Here is a 16,776-nt window from a genome sequence, read left to right as displayed (position 1 = left end):
AAAAAAAAGATTAACTGATCCCGTAGAGGGCTTTGAGGAAGGCACCGACAATGGTCAGGAAGAGGCAGGAAAAAAACCAGCCCATTACCTGGGCGTCAATGTGGTGGATTTTGCCGCCTTGCCAGTTGCTATATATGCGCAATCCACCAAGAATTCCGGAAATGGCTCCGATCACTAAAATCAGGTCAGAAAGGCTAAAGTACCAGCGGTGCATTTCACCGGATACCTGATAAAATTCACTGATACCGGGCTGTGCCGCTGCTGTTTCTGGCGATATAAAAAAAAGGACGGCAGTTGCCGTCCATAACATGTTCCCTTGCCACATGTTTTAATAGGGGATAGTGCTTGTATGTTCGATGAGATTGTTTTTGGCCAGGTTAAAGAGTTCTCTGATACCTACCGCTCCCGTGGATATCAGGTTACCGGTAGCCTGCCTTGCATTTTTTTGGGAGTTTATAGTCTGGATCGTTTCCTTTTCGGATGTTTCATCCGCCATTAAGGATGGCGGGGCATATTCGATAAGCTGGGGCTGGATACTCTCTTCGAAAATTAAGGTGTCTTCGGTAGTGGTGGAGGAGGATCCTTTATCTGAAATAAAGAGATCATAGAGCAGGTTAAGGCCGTAATAGGCCAGATAGGAGAATGTAAGGGTTACAAGAAAATTTGTCCAGTTCATGGTTCAGTGTTTTTAAGGGTTTGGTTAATATAATCGGATAGCCAAGGATGTTGGGAAAGGTATTGGTGGAGCGCATATACGATAAAACGGTTCATATCCACTCCATGGGTGAGTTTGATACGCTTGAGCAGATTCAATGTTCTTTTGTCCACCCTGATGAGACTTTTTTCTGTCAGTTCAACCTGAAAATTTAATATTCCGTTAAAGAATGTTGCCGCATTCACTTGGCTGGGTAACGGCAGTTGTTTTTGGCTTTTATCCGGCCCGGGGGGATCTCTTTTTATTTTTGGGAGGTTCTTAGGATCCGCTTCGCCGGTACGGAGCTGGTCACGGAGTTTGTTGGCAAGTGATTTGATTTCTTTCATTCGGATGTTTGCTTCTTGATATAGTTGTCATAGATCAGATTTAGTATGGGTAAAATGACGGGTAGCACAATTGCTGGCGTATGAAGTGTGTTTACGCGCTGGAAATCTATCCGGTCACTGATAATGGGTGTTATGGTTCCGAATTTGGCCATAACTCTGTCCACTTCCATTTGGGTATCGTACCGTACGTTTGATTTGATCCGGTTTGGAATAAAAATTAATGGTGCTTTACTGTTGATCTTCTTGACGACCATAGCAAAAAGTAAGGTAGAGTCGACCGAAAATTCATCGTAATTAAATGGGCATAGGATAATATTCCCCGAAAGAATGACCGGTATCAGACCATCATCATCCATTTTTCCCGGCAGGTCTATCAAAACTATCTCTTTGGGATTTTTGGTGAGAACTTTGAGTAATGTCGGAAACTGGGCAAGATCCACTGGAACAATTTCGTAGGGCGGTTCGTTCTCCAGGATTTTGGCTTTTTCATATTTTGAGGATACGGACTGTTGGTAATCCATATCAAGGACAGTAACTTCTTCTTCATGTACAGAAGTGAGGTAGTTGGCGAGCAGCAGGGTAAGCGTGCTTTTCCCTGCTCCGCCTTTCTGGTTTCCTATAAGAATGACCATAATACAGAAATTTTAAATGGGTATTTGTTATCTGGTATTTGTCCGGGCCTTACGCTTGCGGCGGCGGTTTCTGCCTAGGATAGCTTCGTCATCAATATCATCGGATATATTGATATTCAGGACGGGGACTACGATTTCCAGTTCGGGCGGAGCGTGCTCAGGGGTTGGAGTTTCTACTGGCAGAATATTGTCCCACTTATTTTGCCAATGTTCAGATTGAATTTCCTCATGACTTTCCTTTTTAGCCTCATCTTGACTATCTCGAAGATTGGGTAGGATATGGGTTTGTGTCTGCTCTTTCTGGGACTTATTGGACTGATTAGGTTTTCCAGTAATAATGTCGTTGAGCGCCATAATTTCACTGCCCCTATAAACTGCATATTTTGAATGATCCATCAGCGTATACCCATAGGGGGGCATTCCATTTTTTCCATGGAAGACTATTTCTAAACCGAATTTTTTACGGAGAAAATCAGCAAAGCTTGAGTTATAGCCATGTTCAGAATTATTTACCGATGTATCATAGATGGATCTGTATTTTTCAAAAATTGCCCGGATCTGTTTTACTCGGACTGTATCTTTTATGCGGTCAGCTATTTTATTATCGATTTTGGATAGATCAATGGAACCTATCTGATGGCCATTTTTACTTATAGTGTACGCTTTGTCGGTCAGATCAAGTGAATAACCCATTGTTTCAAGAAGCATCATAAATTGAGCGTGCGTAGAAAAATTGTAAGACAGTGCTTCTTCAAGATGATTTTTTAGTACCTGTTGTTCGCCCACACCCATAATCTGATCCAAAACCCTATACGCACGCAGCTTTTCAAATCTGTCAGAGATTTTCTTTCCATCCCTTCCTACACGTGTCGACACCAGATGTACGTGGTTGTTGTTTGTGTCTTTGTGAAAGATCAGTATATACGGCTGCCCTCCGTAACCCATTCCTTCCATCCATTTCTGTGCGATATCCGAAAGTTCTTCTTTGCTGTGCTGCCGTCCTTTGGTGGATATGGCTACATGGAACTGTGGATATTTGATACGTGTGTTGGATGAAGAAACAGCTTCCAGGTAATTGATATAATCTTGAGGCCGTAGGTTCTCGATTCCCTGAAGCACACCAAAATTTTTGACCAGAAGCAGTTCGCCTTTGTTTTTGTCGACTTTGCCCGTATTATAATTTACTGCTTTGAAAGTCGACGATTTTCTGAGGATCTTGACAATCATGGTGAAAGGCTATTTGATAATAGAAAACTAAAGCGAGTGATTTTTCATTTCCCTGTCAACGGTTTCTATTGCCCTAAAAAGTTGAAGAGCAACTTGGGGAACTATGGCGTTTCCGTAACCTTTATGGCTCTGTGTCCGCCATTTTGAAAGGGCAATTCCGTCCAGTCCACCGGAAATCCCATCATCTCTGCGATAAATGGGGGACTGAGTTGGCCATTCATCCCAATTAGGAATTCGGTACCCATGTCCGTTATCGGAGCTTCCTTTGATGGGGGATTCGTCGATTTCGCGAGCAGTGTGATCATCTTGTGGATTATTGCAGGATATTGTATTTCCATCATGCTTTTCAAAGGTTTTGGGCCGACAGTTACCTTGTTCTTCTTCTTGTCCCTGATAGGAGGAATAAGTCCTGCCTGTGCAGCCATGATCAGGATTCCATCCCTTACACGGCGCTGCCGTAACGTGCCACCTTTTTTGATCGTGTCCCATACTTCTAAAGTCTGTGGGTCTATCGTTATACTTCCGATCTGCAAAGTGCTCGGTGTGGGCAATAAACCAGATCCGGTCCCGGCGGTGCGGGGCGTCCACGGCGCAAGCTGGAATACACAAAATGATTGGTGTGCCATCTTGGGGTCTCGGAAGTATATATCCTGCTGATTGGATATCTGAAACAATGTGTCCAATGATTCTTCTCTGAAGCTGGATAATGGTACTGTTTGTTTTCTGCGTGTCGTCTGTACAAAAAAGCTCAATCTCTTTGAGTTCCATTTCAGATAGATTTTCTTGCTCGAGAATGGTGAAGAGTCCAGCAACGTTTTCAAGAACAATCCACTTAGGCCTTGCTTCTCTAATAATTCGGAGAGCCTGTGGCCAGAGATAGCGGTCATCCTCTTTGCCCTTTCTTCTTCCTGATTGACTGAAAGGCTGGCATGGGAATCCTCCGCTGATAATGTCAATTTGTCCTCTATACTGAGTTGCATTGAGCTGATAGATGTCGTCATGGTGTTTTGTTTTGGGCCAATAGTAATGAAGTATTTTTCGGCAAAATGCATCTATCTCGCAGGAAAAGATATTTTCCCATCCCATCCATGTGGAAGCAAGATCAAATCCACCGATACCACTGAAGAGGCTACCGTGTCTAAGCATTTTGTTTTTGTGAATGGGTGAAAATTTGAGCCTTTGACAATTTGTGTTTTCGTTTTTTAAGCTGTTGCATGGATGTTGAATAAATAGACTTTATAAATTGCTATTAAGAGGATTTCATTGTCCGAAGAATATGGCGAAGTTGTCTTTCGAGTTCCTGTTGCATATGGATATAATCAGCGAATAGATTATTAAATTCCCGGACAACTTGTTCCTTTAGATTCCCTTGTTTATTAAGGGTATTGGCATGTCGGGCCAGCTGATTTATATTATTGCCAGCTCTTCCGAGCTCAGCACCGATAGCATCAAGTTTATGGAGTAATTCATTTACATTGATAATGACTGGTGCACCTTTGCCAAGAACACGTCTGCGAATAAGTTCCATCCGGTGTAAACCGCTAGCTTTTTGGATTTCGATCAATGCCTTTAATTCTTCGTCGGTGAGTTTGGCCTTGATAATATGTATCCGTTTTCCTATCAGCATTGGTGGTCTACCTGGCTTTTTTTGAGCTTTTTTCATATCCTGTAAGGGGCTATTTCCATCCTTTGGAAAGAAAAACCAAGTTGCGAAGGTTTTTCTCCCTTTGCCCAGCAGCTCCCCAATAGGAGCGCCGCAGGGTAAAGGCAAGGTGGTTTTCGGGGTACCCGAAAACACAACTTGCGGAGAGCAAAACACAAGAGGTTTTGTTGCCATAATAGAGTTTCCAAAGTCGGGTGGGTGGAGACTCCGGCGGGGGCTAGGGGATGATGGCTTGTTTAATTGTTGAAGCTGTATGCCTAATGGATAAATATGAATCGGTTTAATCCGAGAACTTGCCTATTGGATCCATGTTTAAATCGCAAAACCGCTTAATCGGAAAACCGCCTATTGGATCATTGCATAGCTTGCTAAATTGCTTGTCAGACATATGTTCTAATAGCTTATTAGCCTATCCGCTAATCAGTATGCCAATGACCTTGCCTTCATGCTTATTACTAGAGCTGCAGTCTTGTAATAGTAAGTAGGTAAAATTTTAGCGTCTATAAGTCGCTAAAATTTTATTATAGACATTTTCTTCTTCCCAGGGAAGGCGGGGCGGTTTTCTGGCAAGCAACATTTCGTTGTAGTCTTTATAATTGAGGTAGCAGTCCGAGCAGTCCTGCACCTGAGGAAGCTTTTTCTGTAGTAAAAGAAATGCTGATTCACCAGCTTTGTCACGGTCAAAATAAACGTTGATGGCAGGAAAAGATGATGCTTTTTCCATGGCGGTATCCAAAAGGTTGACTGAGTTAAGCACGATCACAGAGTCCGGTGCGGTAGGTTGATCTTTCCGCCAGCTGAGAAAATCGAGAAAACCTTCAAAAAGGGATAATTTTTCGGAAGATCCTTTATAAAAAGAAATCCCCTTCCTCCCGAGACAAGCTTTAAACTCGAATATTCCGATTTTATTTCTGAGCTCCCAACCACCATTTTCGTTTTGCCATCCAGCAGAGAAATATGTCTTCCCCTTTTTGGGGCCTTCGGCAATACGGTAATGGACTTCTTTTATTTTGCCTTTTGCCTGCTCCCAAATACCACGGCTTTTAATATACTGTGTAATAGAGGAATTACTACCAAGTTCTTTAATTTCCTGTATGGTATAATTGGCGACAGGTGTTGCCTTCTGTCGGGACCGTTTTTGTCTGGCAGGATCACAGGAAAATCCTTTTGTAGGTAATGACATGATATCATTTATTCTATTGAGGACCTCCTGGAATGATGTCGGATGCCAATAAGCTAGTGCGAAATCAATGACATTGCCACCTTTTATACCCGAAAGGTTTGCTCCTCCGTGATCAAACCAAACGTCCAATTGATCGTTGACCGAGAGAGAAGGTGTATTTTCCTTGCGGAGCATACTCAGGTAGAAAAGATCTTTACCAGATCTTCGTGCGGGCTGATGGCCCAGACGGGAAAGAAGTTCAACCAATGAGACTTCTTCCCTTATCTGTTGGGCGTTTCTCTTAGTTTCCATAAATTGCTGGATTTAATAATAATTTCAGAAATAAAAAAGGGGCATTGCCCCTTTTAAATATGATGTGTGATGTTAAGTTGTCATTTTAACCGGTAAGCGTATCGCTACGTGAGAGGATGCTCTTTATATATTAGTTCGGGAATCTTGCGTCGGTAAATACATACCTGCCGAAACCGGCTGCCTACGGTTCATCAAAAAGTATCAAATAATACGTTTAAGACTGCACGATAATTTCCGGTTTTTAACCGGAAATGCTTCTTCCCCCAATGTCAAAGAACGAATCCTTATTGGCAAAATTGGAGAAGGTGGAGTCCGGTATTTCACAAGATGGGAAGGGTGGTAACGATTTTTTTAGGTGGATTTTACAGGTAATAAAAAGTGTTCAAAAGAAAGGAAAGATCTAAATTTCGTTGAGAACGGGAGGTCAGGTAAAAAAATGATGCAATTTTAGTGGATATTAATTGCTTTGGATAAAAGCGAGGTACATTGTGTAGGAAAAATGATCTTCTTTATTTACCAAGTCGGGAATATTGGGAATTTTGTTTTTTAAGCATTTTTTAGTTTTTAATGATGTTATTTTTCTTAGCGATCGGATTTAGATTTGTGTTTGAGAGATTCATCTATATTAGTATGTATGGCGTCCCGCATTTCATCCAAGAATTTTGTGAAGCTTATAGTTTTCCTTCTTCTGATATCGACAAACATCCGGTATGCCTGACTGAGATCAATGTTGAGACTTTCTTCCAGCCAGCCCACGATGTCAGAAATTTCCGCCTTTCCGCCATTGAGCCTATTGGTATAATAGATTCCGTAAGCAATTTCTACCAGTTCAACTTTATCACCAGACCACCACCTTTTTCTTTTATGTGCTAATCCATTCATGAAGTTATAATTGGCTTCCTGAAATAGGAGTTTTACTCTTCGAATCATAAAGTCCCGAAGCATTTCGTAAGCCCGAAATTTACTGAACAGATAATCCAGTTCTGTTGAGAAGTCCGGATCAGTAGATAGTAATTCTCCGCCTGGAGGAAATAGCGATCTATTGGATCTCAGGAAAAATAGCTTGTCTTTTGCATCTTCGTCCTTTAGGTAATATTGGTAATAAAATGAATGCATTTTAAAAAAGCGTTCCAGTATTCCAATTTCATTGATATAATAACCCTTTATCATTTCGTCGGTGCCGATGGGTATGGTAGAGAGGATATTATGGAGTTCTAGGCAGTAGATTTGCCAGGCGGCAAATCGAGGTTTTGTATACTTGAAGAACGTTATTTCTTCTTCATTATTTAAAAAGGGATGAGTATGTATATATTCTTTCAAGGAATAAACTGTTTCACGGATAAGCAGTAATGAAGCATTTAGATTAAGGAGGGATTCTCTTATGGAACCGTTGATGGCATCCAGTTTTTCAAGCATTTCCGAATAGCGGTTATCTATTTCCTGTGGTGACATAGTAGAAAACTTTATGAATTACCGTTGAACCTGTGGTGAGGTTTATTCAAAAGTAGTGTTGAACACACATTTATAATAGCGCATGAATTACGTATTTATATAAGTAATTCATGCGTATTGTTCAGATAAATTTGAACAATATGTGTATTATGGAATCATATTTAGCTTTTTAAATAGCATTTCACGGGATGAAACTCCTGTTTTTTGAAATATACGTTCGATGTGTTTATCAACTGTACGTACCGAAATAAAGAGTTTTTCTGCAATCTGCTGTCTTTTCAATCTGTGGCATAAAAGTACAGCGATATCTGTCTCTCTTTTCGAAAACATATAGTCTTTGCAGGTCAATAGAACTAAGTTATTATCGGAGTTCAGGAACATTAACTTGTGAAGTTGCTCTTGTTCCCGTCGGTTTATTTTGATCCAATTAAATAAAAGGAGCAGGTTGAAAGATGTTGGCCCGAGATTGATAAAAATAGTTTCTACTGTTTTTCCCCAATTTAGATGTACAGTAGGATATAGAAATAACCAGGTGATAATTGTGGCAAAAGCAATTTTTTCTTCGGGGGATCTTTTTCCATACAGATTTCTAACTGAGATTTTCCAGATGGATTTGGTGACTAAGGTAGTCATGATAAGATTATTTAAGCTTGGTATGAAGAGTGTATAACGATGTGCTTTTTCCAGGTCATGAAAAACTATATAAATAATGACAAACAGGGTAGGATAAGGTACTGTTAAAAGGAAGAGTACTTCTCTTTTTCTGTGATTGTGATGATTTGTTTTCTGCAATTTCCTGAGAAACCGATACGGAAATAAGGAGACCGTTATGAAAGAGATTCCATTGCGAAGGACATATTGCATGTATAAGGGGATTCCAAAAAGAGGGTTCGGAAGGATTCCGTTGGTCACATTGAGGCCTAGCAACAGTGCCAAAAAAAGAATATACCATATCCTGTCTTTTTCCTGAGGACGTTCCAAATAATAGATGCCCTGTGCTCCGAGCATCAATAGTTCAATAAAAATTACGCCCAGTATGCTGGGATGCATTTCAATACCACCAATCTGCATAACATGTGAATAGGGGTCGAGACATGTAGAGGTACAGGTTGTGGATGTGTGATTTTCCCTTTAACCACAGCTATATGTATTAAATTTAATAAATTTTATCTATAATATCTTTTAACAATGGATATAGGCTACTTTTTCTTAAAAATACGTTTAGTAAAGATCTTTATATTCCGTGAATTTTATTTATTATGTCTTTCATCTCTCTCTGATTAGAGGTTGATATTGGTGGGCAAGATCTTTTCGACGGTATAATTATAGCTTTACTGAAACATAATTTGAAAGATATTGATTTGGAGTATACGAAAGATATCGACCTTCTGAAATGGTTTATGCTTATTGTTAAATCAAAAAGTTGATTCAGTAAATCGCACTTGCTTTTGTCGATAGATTTTGACAAGTAAAAATATTATAAGTAATTTTAAAGATAATATTATAAGTATTATTAAAGATAAAACGTAACCATTCAAAATCGTTACATTATGAAAAAGAAAAATACCATAGCAACTCTGGTGGTGCTGAGCTTTATCATTCTTCTGTTTTCTTGCTCACACTCTAAAGAGGATCAATATTTAGGATATTGGAAAGAAGATGGAAAAGACCACTCTGAGATTCTTGAAATACAGAAGGAAGGCGAAAAACTCTATGTCAAAAGTCTGGACCTTGAATCACCGGCAGCTTATAACAAAGATGACAAAACTTTAAGTACGCAGTTACGCAGTTAACCAGTGGTCTTGGCTCGGTCACAATTTCTATGAATATTACCGATGATCCTAAGAAAATGAAAATGAGTATTAATAATGAAAGTGCGAATTTTTCAAAGATTACCGAGGAGGAAGCGGAAAAATATAAATTGGAAACCAAAGCATATTATGATCCAGATTTTTTCGTCGGTGAATGGAAAAGTGATGTTGCTACGGAAAGTCCTTTAAAAATTATAAAAGAAGGTGAAAAATACTATTATCTAAGTGAATTTTTGGAAAAAAAGCAATTATCTTATGATAGTTATGACGTAGGGATCTGCAGATATCCTTAGGTATACATACAAAATACCCCCTAATAAAATAACGGTAATAGCGCATGGTACACACTTAGCTCCAGCAATCGATAAACACGCCATTCTAGAGCATTACAGTCTCGTGGGCAATAAAATCCTCAGTACATTTGGTTTACTGGGCCCTAGCAAGAGTATAGAAACCACACTATATGCACTGCCCGCTATCATCGAACAAAATCCAAATATAAAGTTCCTTATTTTGGGGATGACGCATCCTAATCTGCTACGGAGTGAAGGAGAGACATATAGAAATCAACTTGAAGCAATAGTTAATCAATACGGCATTTCAGATTATGTCAGATTCGTTAATGAATTTCTATCAACAGAAGACTTGCTGGCCTATCTATCGATCACCGACGTGTATCTTTTTACATAAAATGATTCTTTACAAGCAGTTAGCGGCGCATTTTCTTATGCGTTGAGCTCTGGATGTCCTATTGTATCAACACCAATTCCCCATGTAAAGGAAGTTTTAAAAGAAGATATGGGTGTCACAATCGATTTTGGAGCCTCTGATCAGCTTGCAGCTGCGGTCAATCAAATTTGGATGATGAACTTAAATTAAATAAGATCCATCATTTGAACCTTCAAAAGATGGTTAAGACTTCCTGGCAAAACGTTGCTATTGCCCATGTTTGCCTTTTTGAGCTTCTTATAGATCAAACGAGGGAGATGATCTTTTCAATACCACCGGTCAACCTGGATCATATTTTTCGAATGTCTGAGGACCGTGGATTTGTTCAATTTGCGGATATTTCCTCACCTGACATTGCAAGCGGATATGCGTTGGATGACAATGCAAGAGCGCTTATAGCCATGTTACATCACTATAAATTATATGAATCTTATGAAGATATTGCTCTGATTCAAAATATTTGGATTTTATTGCTTATTGTATGCAATGTGATGGCACGTTTTTGAATTACGTCGACGGGTATGGTAATTTTACGGTGCAAAATGAACTAGATAATCTAGAAGATGCCAACGGACGGGCAGTGTGGGCCCTCGGCGAAGTGATTGGCCTGGCCAATCTTTTGCCTGAAAGAATAGTCAAACTTGCTATAGAGCTTTTGGAGCGGACCTCTAGACATGCCATGGTTTATTATTCGACAAGATCGATGGCCTTTACCATTAAGGGCTTTAGTTTTATGAAGGGTAAAAACTATAAGGCAATCATAGAAGTCCTGCCTGACCGTTTGGTGGCTATGTTTGAACATGAGAATACTACAGATTGGCAATGGTATGAATCTTACCTGACCTATGGCAACATTGTTATCTCCGAAGCCATGTTGATCGCCTATGAAACTACTGCGGATAGGCAGATATAGAGATATCGCCTATCAATCCTTTGATTTCTTGTTGAGCAGGATTATTGTCGACAATGAGATTCATGTGGTTTCCAATAAAGGATGGGCACATCGCGGCCAGCCAACAAACGAGCTCCAGGGCGGAGAGCAACCGATTGATGTTGCTTATACCATTGTTGCGTTAGATAGATTTTATAAGTTCACGAAAGATGAGCAGTATAGGAAGACTATCCGAATAGTATTCGAATGGTTTTTGGGACGGAATCATCTTCGTCAAATTGTTTATAATCCAGTTACCGGTGGTTGTTTTGATGGTCTGGAAGAACATGAGGTCAATATCAATCAAGGTGCAGAATCCACTATAAGCTATTTGATGGCAAGGCTGAAAATGGAGGATTACAAGGGGGAAAGTGCAAATTGATTTATTTAGAACAGTTAGCGCCTTATTGTTAAATATTACTGGTATATTTATTAAAGTGATCTAATATTTCATATAATCCCATTCTGTAGATCCGATATGATAAATACATCATATGTTTTATCTTTAAATTCTCTAAGATACATCTTTCAACAATTAGTAGCTAGCGTATTTAACGGATAGAACACGTAACAGCTTAATATTATTCTTCCCGATCAAGAATAAACATAGAAAAGGAAGAGGACCGTACACACTATAAAATCAATACATCATGAGTAAAGATTCGAAAAAGGAAAAAAGCACAAAAGAGAAAACCCAATCTTCATATCAAAAAGAAAAAGATACAGTCTCTAAAGATTTAACGGATAATGTCTTCCGTAAAAAAAGAAAGTAGGCGATTAATACAATAGCTTATTGTTTGCACTTGCACAAAGGCATATCAATTTGGAGCGGGTAAAAAGACTGGATTACTAGACCAGGCTTTTTACCCGCTTTTTTTTAACTAAATATGAGTAATATCACATTTATATGGTGTACAATTGTCAAGATTCATTGCAAAAAAAAGCATAAAGGCTTCCTGTTATGCTCTTTGGGAGATATGGATAACAGTACAGCAAATACAATAGGGGCGGCGAAAGTTCTGACAAGTAAAGCAAATCCAAATGTAAAATTAACTTTTCCCGCTACGGGATACCGTTCAGCGAGAGAGGGGAATCTGTATTGGCGAGGAGGAAGCGGTGAATATTGGACTTCTTCGGTAAACGGAAGCAATTTGACGCGGTTTGCTTTAGGTAAGAGCTATCTAGAAATGAGGACCAGTAATTATAATCAACCCCATAATCTAGGTAAGACTTCCGGTTTTCCTACCTATTCGTTGCATTTCGGAACAGAAATAAGAACTTAATATATACTTTTAATTTTATTTTGATGTCAAACCTGTGTTCTTTGTTTCAAACAAAGTAACACAGGTTTTTCTATTCAGTAATTTTTGCCGTTAAAAAAAACAGCTGCATGGAGACAGCTGGCCATGAATGTACCAATTGGTTTCATTAAAAACCATTTATGAAAATAAACCTTTCAAAGGGACTATAAATAAAGTGTTTCGAGTTTCCGAAAATCTTTAAAATAGTTTTCAATTTATGTATTTATTGCCAATAGAGCTTCTTTCGGCAGCGTATTCCACTGTTTATACTACGCTTGTAAGCTGACGCGATATGCTTTGAGACTTACCCCTTTATGTCTCTTGAAAAACTTGTTAATGTGGCTCTCGTCAGCAAACCCGAATTCTTCAGCTATCTCATGCACCCTTCTGTCGCTAAAACGTAAACGGTGTTCGATCTGCCGAATACGATAGGTAGAAATATATTGCTGTATGGATTCATTGCACTGCTTTCGGAAATAACTACCAAGGTAAGTCGGCGATACACCAAACTCTTGGGCGATTGCTGAAATCTTCATGCGGTCGGGACAACAAATATGTTCCTGTATGTAGTCCAGAATTTTCAACATACGGACATCGGCATTGGGTGAGAGCCTTTCAGGTTTTGTAATCGAAATATTTCTCGCGGCGATGACAATAATAGCGTTGACAAGATGTCTTAACAAATCTTCATTATAGATATTTTTTTGTTCGACAGCACGCTGAATGGCATCGATAAGAGAAGCAACAGTCAGCCTGTCATCTGTATTGACCAAAATGGATCCGGAAAGATGGGATGAATAGTATAATAAACATTCGATATGGTCAATACTTTGCCAATTGTAGGCCTTTACATAACTGGGAGCAAATCGGACGATCATAAATTCACAGGTACACCCAAGTTCGAATGCATGGCAATCTTTGGGCGTGATCAGAAAAAGATCTCCGGCGGTAAAAGGCAGATCATTACCGTTGATCGCATAACTCCCCTTGCCCGATATAACATACACAAATTCAAAAAAATTGAACTGTCGGTCCCGTATAGGGCAACTGTCCACTTTTTCATAATAAACCTCCAATGACTTGTGCAAATTTTCTTTTTTTGCCATATAAATATAAAGGTACCTAAATTGGCTTGAAATGTACCTGTTATATTAGCTTTTATCAGTCTATTTTTGTGTCAATCAAATAAGGACAAATGAAAGCAATTGTACTGAAAACATTTGGCGGAATCGAACATCTATTGTATCAGGAAATCGAAAAACCCAAAATAAAAGCCAATGAGGTATTGGTTAAAGTAAAGGCAATCGGCATCAATCCGGTCGACGTCAAGGTGCGTAGCCGACAAGCGCCTCTGGCTGAAGACCTCGCAAAATACCATCCCCTAATCCTGGGGTGGGATATTTCTGGTGAGATTACCGAAATAGGTGATGAAGTAGTTGGCCTTGGCCTTGGCGATCAGGTATTCGGAATGGTCAATTTCGTCGGCCATGGCAGAGCCTATGCGGAGTATGTAGCAGCACCTGCGGATCAGCTTGCTGTGAAACCTCAAAACATAAGCCATACGGAAGCCGCGGCAAGCGCGCTGGCGGCTTTGACGGCATGGCAGGCTTTTGATAGCTACGGTAAGCTGAGACCAACGGACCGCGTACTGATCCATGCAGCATCCGGTGGCGTGGGACATTTTGCAGTGCAGATCGCAAAATATATCGGAGCGCATGTCATCGCAACGGCATCGGCAGCAAACAGGGAATTTGTATTGGGATTGGGTGCAAACGAATTTATTGATTATAAAAATACAGCCTTTGAGAAAGTATTGGATCCTGTTGACTTTGTCCTGGAAGCTATCGGAGGCCAAAATTTTCAGAAATCGGTTCAGGTACTGAAGCCTTTCGGAACGATAGTGACCTTACCTTCGGGGCACAGCAAGACGGATGAGTTAAAAGCGCAGGATAAAAAGCTTCATACCTGTTATTTTATGTCGGTCTATTCAAGTGGAGAGGATATGTGTCACATTGCATCACTACTGAAAAAGGGGGTACTGAAACCGCACATCAGTCATGTTTTCGATTTTGACGAAATGGGCAAGGCGCATTTGCAGATTGAATCAAACCGTACGGTTGGTAAAGTTGTCGTTAGATTATGAAAAAAAGGGGAATATAGAACTTTCTAATGAAACTATAAGAAAAAGGGAATATGCGAATCCGATATTCACGGCTTAATTTCATATTTATTGCCTTGGTAGAACAAGAGAATTTATACATGATAGTAGAAGAAATAGATTCTAATCTGACCGTTTTAATAAGGCGAATCTCATAGGGCTTATGCTTGCTTATCAAAATTGGGAGTAGTATTTTGAAAATAAAAACTTGTCCGTTTTTTCATTAACTCAAGATATTGTTTTAAGGGATGGATAATCAATTATGGCAAATAAATTCGTTAGTATAGCTCTTCCATTAACTTCTAAACATTAATCTCATCCTATGAAATATCGGATTTTAATAATAAAAACAAGTGTTTTTGTAATAAAAAGAATGAATATTCAAATGATATATACCATAATTTTATAGTGTAAATAAAATAGCTGTAAAGACATGATGAAAAGATTGTTTGTGAATATGTTATTTTAATCATATAGAGTGAAAATAATATAGGTTCATTACTTTCCCTTACTGCGTTGACATCGGGTCTGTTTTCAGCGCTGCGTTCTTTATTTACATTCATTTATATTAATTGGAAACCTGTACGCTCAGAAATCAAAGCGTACAGGTTATTTAATTAAATTAAGGACAAAGGTTTCGAATTGTCAAATGAGATTGCTAAGGCCGTGGAGGAGGTTTTGGCTAAAGTAAAATTAAATAGATTCATAAAAATGTCCTGTAACACCAAGCTTCATATTTGTATACCAATTAACGGATTTAATTTTGATACTACCTTTTTTTTGCTAGGCTTTTAGCGGACCAGATGAACGAATAGGGTGACTTTTTTTTTGGAAATATTGCTGATAGGATTTTCATGCTTTTTCTAAAAACTTTCAAGGCACCCATAGGTGGATTTTGACTCATTAAATAAATACTAAATAAATACTACTATTTTGCATTCAGTTTTTTTAATCTGTTCTCTAGTTCTTTTATATATTTAGTTTGGTTTTCTATAATTAAATTATTCTTTTCTATAAGAACATTAGCAAATTCCAACTTTTGCTGAAATTCCAAAATTTCTTTTTTTCTAAATGATGCCAAAGGTTCTTTTTCATAGTAGAATTGCATTAGATTCTCAGCAGAGAATTGAGAAAGTTTAAATAATCTGCTTATTAAAATATCTTCTTTGGTAAGAAATTTTTCAAATGCAGATTCAGATAAACCAATTGATTCTGCTGCATCTTTATTTGAAATACCTTTAAATCTTAAAAATTTTTGGATATACTTTCCAATTGTCTCTTTCATATATACAAAAGAGGTTGGAAAATCGATGGAAACACAATTTTTAACCTCCAAATAATGGGTTTTTATATCCAAAATTTGGAGGTTAAAATTAAGTTTTATATATTTGAATTGTTGAACTAACTGTAGTAACATGAAATATTAAAGTTTAAATAGCTTATGATTAAATAATTCTAGATTAGATTCTAGATTGCAGCAAAATTTAATGCATCTGACTCTCCCCAGCCAAATTTAGGAAATAGGATGCAGCGAGTGGCGCTCCTATTGTCGTGCAATTATATTTTTTGATATATTTGATTTGCGGCATAGGAAGCTCACTCGTCTTTCCGATCCTGGCTGGGGAGGGGGCGAGTAGAGAACTATGCCGTTTTTCTTTTCTCTCGCTTTATTTTCAGTAAAAATAAAGCAGTTATGAACCATAAAAAATTACTTCTCAAAAACCTAATAAGCGCCCCTGAGTAGCTGGGATGGCCTCGTCAGTGGAATTGACTTCATTTAACCATGGAATGCGTATCGCTAATATAAAATCTTTTATAAACCACCTTTCAAACGCAATCTGGCTTCCAAATAATAAAAAATTTATTGTCTTCGTGGCTTGAATTGTATAGCGACTAAAAACCTGATTTAGATCGGAATGGGCGTACTATGCTTTTCGCTTCGAATAAAAACAAACTAAGATATGAGCACGTTTTTCGCTAAGCTTCTTGAATTAGATTTAGCATTTTTTAAAATCTACGAGAAAGAATATGATCCGAAAATAGATATTCAAGAATTCTGGGATAAATACGATATAAAAAACTGTCGGGATCATATTTTCGATTTATTTATCAATCAGCTTGATAGATCAGACATCGAAAATAGTTTCCAAGACATCAATAAAACTCAGGAATTTTTGATATCCCTTCTCTGTGTATTTAGAGGCTACTTCGCTGCCCATAGTAGGAACGTGGATTTGCGAGGATTGGATGCAGGCAACAAACCTAAGTCTTCCGTAGGAGAGCTGCAATTAAAGGCTAATGGAGAAGTTTATGAACTTTTCGAACAAGTATCAACTACCATTAAAAACAAATTATGA

Annotated in this window: 22 protein-coding genes; 10 read left to right on the top strand and 12 right to left on the bottom strand. The window is 38.6% G+C overall.

What is annotated here, in order from left to right:
• Window positions 1-10: 10 nt before the first annotated feature.
• The 8 genes from OGI71_RS08830 to OGI71_RS08795 form a co-directional block, all read right to left on the bottom strand.
• Window positions 11-325 (bottom strand): DUF4134 family protein, encoded by a 315-nt coding sequence (locus OGI71_RS08830; protein ID WP_282255036.1) that lies wholly within the window; start codon window positions 323-325, stop codon window positions 11-13.
• Window positions 326-328: 3 nt separating this feature from the next.
• Complete coding sequence (locus tag OGI71_RS08825; RefSeq protein WP_282255035.1) at window positions 329-676, bottom strand: hypothetical protein; 348 nt, start codon at window positions 674-676, stop codon at window positions 329-331.
• Window positions 673-1,041, bottom strand: a complete 369-nt coding sequence (locus tag OGI71_RS08820) for a hypothetical protein (RefSeq protein ID WP_282255034.1) — start codon at window positions 1,039-1,041, stop codon at window positions 673-675. Before OGI71_RS08820 ends, OGI71_RS08825 begins: the two co-directional genes overlap by 4 nt.
• Complete coding sequence (locus OGI71_RS08815; RefSeq protein ID WP_282255033.1) at window positions 1,038-1,673, bottom strand: ParA family protein; 636 nt, start codon at window positions 1,671-1,673, stop codon at window positions 1,038-1,040. Before OGI71_RS08815 ends, OGI71_RS08820 begins: the two co-directional genes overlap by 4 nt.
• A 27-nt stretch (window positions 1,674-1,700) precedes the next feature.
• Complete coding sequence (locus tag OGI71_RS08810; protein ID WP_282255031.1) at window positions 1,701-2,900, bottom strand: relaxase/mobilization nuclease domain-containing protein; 1,200 nt, start codon at window positions 2,898-2,900, stop codon at window positions 1,701-1,703.
• A gap of 27 nt (window positions 2,901-2,927) precedes the next feature.
• Window positions 2,928-4,046: a DNA cytosine methyltransferase gene (locus OGI71_RS08805; protein WP_282255030.1), complete on the bottom strand. Its 1,119-nt coding sequence runs from the start codon at window positions 4,044-4,046 to the stop codon at window positions 2,928-2,930.
• A 103-nt stretch (window positions 4,047-4,149) separates the two neighbouring features.
• Complete coding sequence (mobC, locus tag OGI71_RS08800; RefSeq protein ID WP_282255029.1) at window positions 4,150-4,737, bottom strand: plasmid mobilization relaxosome protein MobC; 588 nt, start codon at window positions 4,735-4,737, stop codon at window positions 4,150-4,152.
• A 319-nt stretch (window positions 4,738-5,056) separates the two neighbouring features.
• The gene (locus tag OGI71_RS08795; RefSeq protein WP_282255027.1) at window positions 5,057-6,037 is read right to left on the bottom strand and encodes a toprim domain-containing protein; all 981 of its coding nucleotides are present in this window, start codon (window positions 6,035-6,037) and stop codon (window positions 5,057-5,059) included.
• Between the two features lie 266 nt (window positions 6,038-6,303).
• Here OGI71_RS08795 and OGI71_RS08790 point away from each other — a divergent pair, with 266 nt between their 5' ends.
• On the top strand, window positions 6,304-6,441 hold the full coding sequence (locus OGI71_RS08790; protein WP_282255026.1) for a hypothetical protein: 138 nt from the start codon (window positions 6,304-6,306) through the stop codon (window positions 6,439-6,441).
• Window positions 6,442-6,619: 178 nt separating this feature from the next.
• On the opposite strand, the gene OGI71_RS08785 is transcribed toward OGI71_RS08790, so the two are convergent.
• Both OGI71_RS08785 and OGI71_RS08780 read right to left on the bottom strand, forming a co-directional pair.
• Complete coding sequence (locus tag OGI71_RS08785) at window positions 6,620-7,489, bottom strand: RteC domain-containing protein (protein ID WP_282255025.1); 870 nt, start codon at window positions 7,487-7,489, stop codon at window positions 6,620-6,622.
• 147 nt (window positions 7,490-7,636) lie between these two features.
• A complete protein-coding gene (locus OGI71_RS08780; protein ID WP_282255024.1) occupies window positions 7,637-8,560 on the bottom strand; it encodes a helix-turn-helix transcriptional regulator in 924 nt (307 codons plus the stop codon).
• A gap of 479 nt (window positions 8,561-9,039) precedes the next feature.
• On the opposite strand from OGI71_RS08780, the gene OGI71_RS08775 reads away from it, so the two are divergent.
• From OGI71_RS08775 to OGI71_RS08745, 7 genes are all read left to right on the top strand, one after another.
• Window positions 9,040-9,282 (top strand): hypothetical protein, encoded by a 243-nt coding sequence (locus tag OGI71_RS08775; RefSeq protein ID WP_282255023.1) that lies wholly within the window; start codon window positions 9,040-9,042, stop codon window positions 9,280-9,282.
• A gap of 62 nt (window positions 9,283-9,344) precedes the next feature.
• On the top strand, window positions 9,345-9,593 hold the full coding sequence (locus OGI71_RS08770; protein ID WP_282255022.1) for a hypothetical protein: 249 nt from the start codon (window positions 9,345-9,347) through the stop codon (window positions 9,591-9,593).
• 615 nt (window positions 9,594-10,208) lie between these two features.
• Window positions 10,209-10,535 carry a hypothetical protein gene (locus tag OGI71_RS08765; RefSeq protein WP_282255021.1) on the top strand — a complete coding sequence of 109 codons (327 nt, stop codon included), beginning with the start codon at window positions 10,209-10,211 and terminating at the stop codon, window positions 10,533-10,535.
• A complete protein-coding gene (locus OGI71_RS08760; RefSeq protein WP_282255020.1) occupies window positions 10,532-10,942 on the top strand; it encodes a hypothetical protein in 411 nt (136 codons plus the stop codon). The genes OGI71_RS08765 and OGI71_RS08760 overlap by 4 nt, the downstream gene beginning before the upstream one ends.
• Window positions 10,914-11,342, top strand: a complete 429-nt coding sequence (locus OGI71_RS08755) for a hypothetical protein (RefSeq protein ID WP_282255019.1) — start codon at window positions 10,914-10,916, stop codon at window positions 11,340-11,342. The genes OGI71_RS08760 and OGI71_RS08755 overlap by 29 nt, the downstream gene beginning before the upstream one ends.
• Before the next feature lie 268 nt (window positions 11,343-11,610).
• A complete protein-coding gene (locus tag OGI71_RS08750; RefSeq protein ID WP_282255018.1) occupies window positions 11,611-11,733 on the top strand; it encodes a hypothetical protein in 123 nt (40 codons plus the stop codon).
• Between the two features lie 114 nt (window positions 11,734-11,847).
• On the top strand, window positions 11,848-12,243 hold the full coding sequence (locus OGI71_RS08745; RefSeq protein ID WP_282255016.1) for a hypothetical protein: 396 nt from the start codon (window positions 11,848-11,850) through the stop codon (window positions 12,241-12,243).
• A 287-nt stretch (window positions 12,244-12,530) separates the two neighbouring features.
• Here OGI71_RS08745 and OGI71_RS08740 read toward each other — a convergent pair whose 3' ends face one another.
• Complete coding sequence (locus tag OGI71_RS08740; RefSeq protein WP_282255014.1) at window positions 12,531-13,367, bottom strand: AraC family transcriptional regulator; 837 nt, start codon at window positions 13,365-13,367, stop codon at window positions 12,531-12,533.
• A gap of 89 nt (window positions 13,368-13,456) precedes the next feature.
• On the opposite strand from OGI71_RS08740, the gene OGI71_RS08735 reads away from it, so the two are divergent.
• A complete protein-coding gene (locus tag OGI71_RS08735; protein ID WP_282255012.1) occupies window positions 13,457-14,404 on the top strand; it encodes an NADP-dependent oxidoreductase in 948 nt (315 codons plus the stop codon).
• 943 nt (window positions 14,405-15,347) lie between these two features.
• Here the strand turns inward: OGI71_RS08735 and OGI71_RS08730 are convergent.
• Window positions 15,348-15,704: a hypothetical protein gene (locus tag OGI71_RS08730; protein ID WP_282255011.1), complete on the bottom strand. Its 357-nt coding sequence runs from the start codon at window positions 15,702-15,704 to the stop codon at window positions 15,348-15,350.
• A 676-nt stretch (window positions 15,705-16,380) separates the two neighbouring features.
• On the opposite strand from OGI71_RS08730, the gene OGI71_RS08725 reads away from it, so the two are divergent.
• Complete coding sequence (locus tag OGI71_RS08725; RefSeq protein WP_282255010.1) at window positions 16,381-16,776, top strand: hypothetical protein; 396 nt, start codon at window positions 16,381-16,383, stop codon at window positions 16,774-16,776.

This window comes from Sphingobacterium sp. ML3W (assembly GCF_029542085.1).
Lineage (GTDB): Bacteria > Bacteroidota > Bacteroidia > Sphingobacteriales > Sphingobacteriaceae > Sphingobacterium.
Note: the sequence above shows the minus strand (reverse complement) of the source record. Positions and strands in the feature narration are given on the sequence as shown.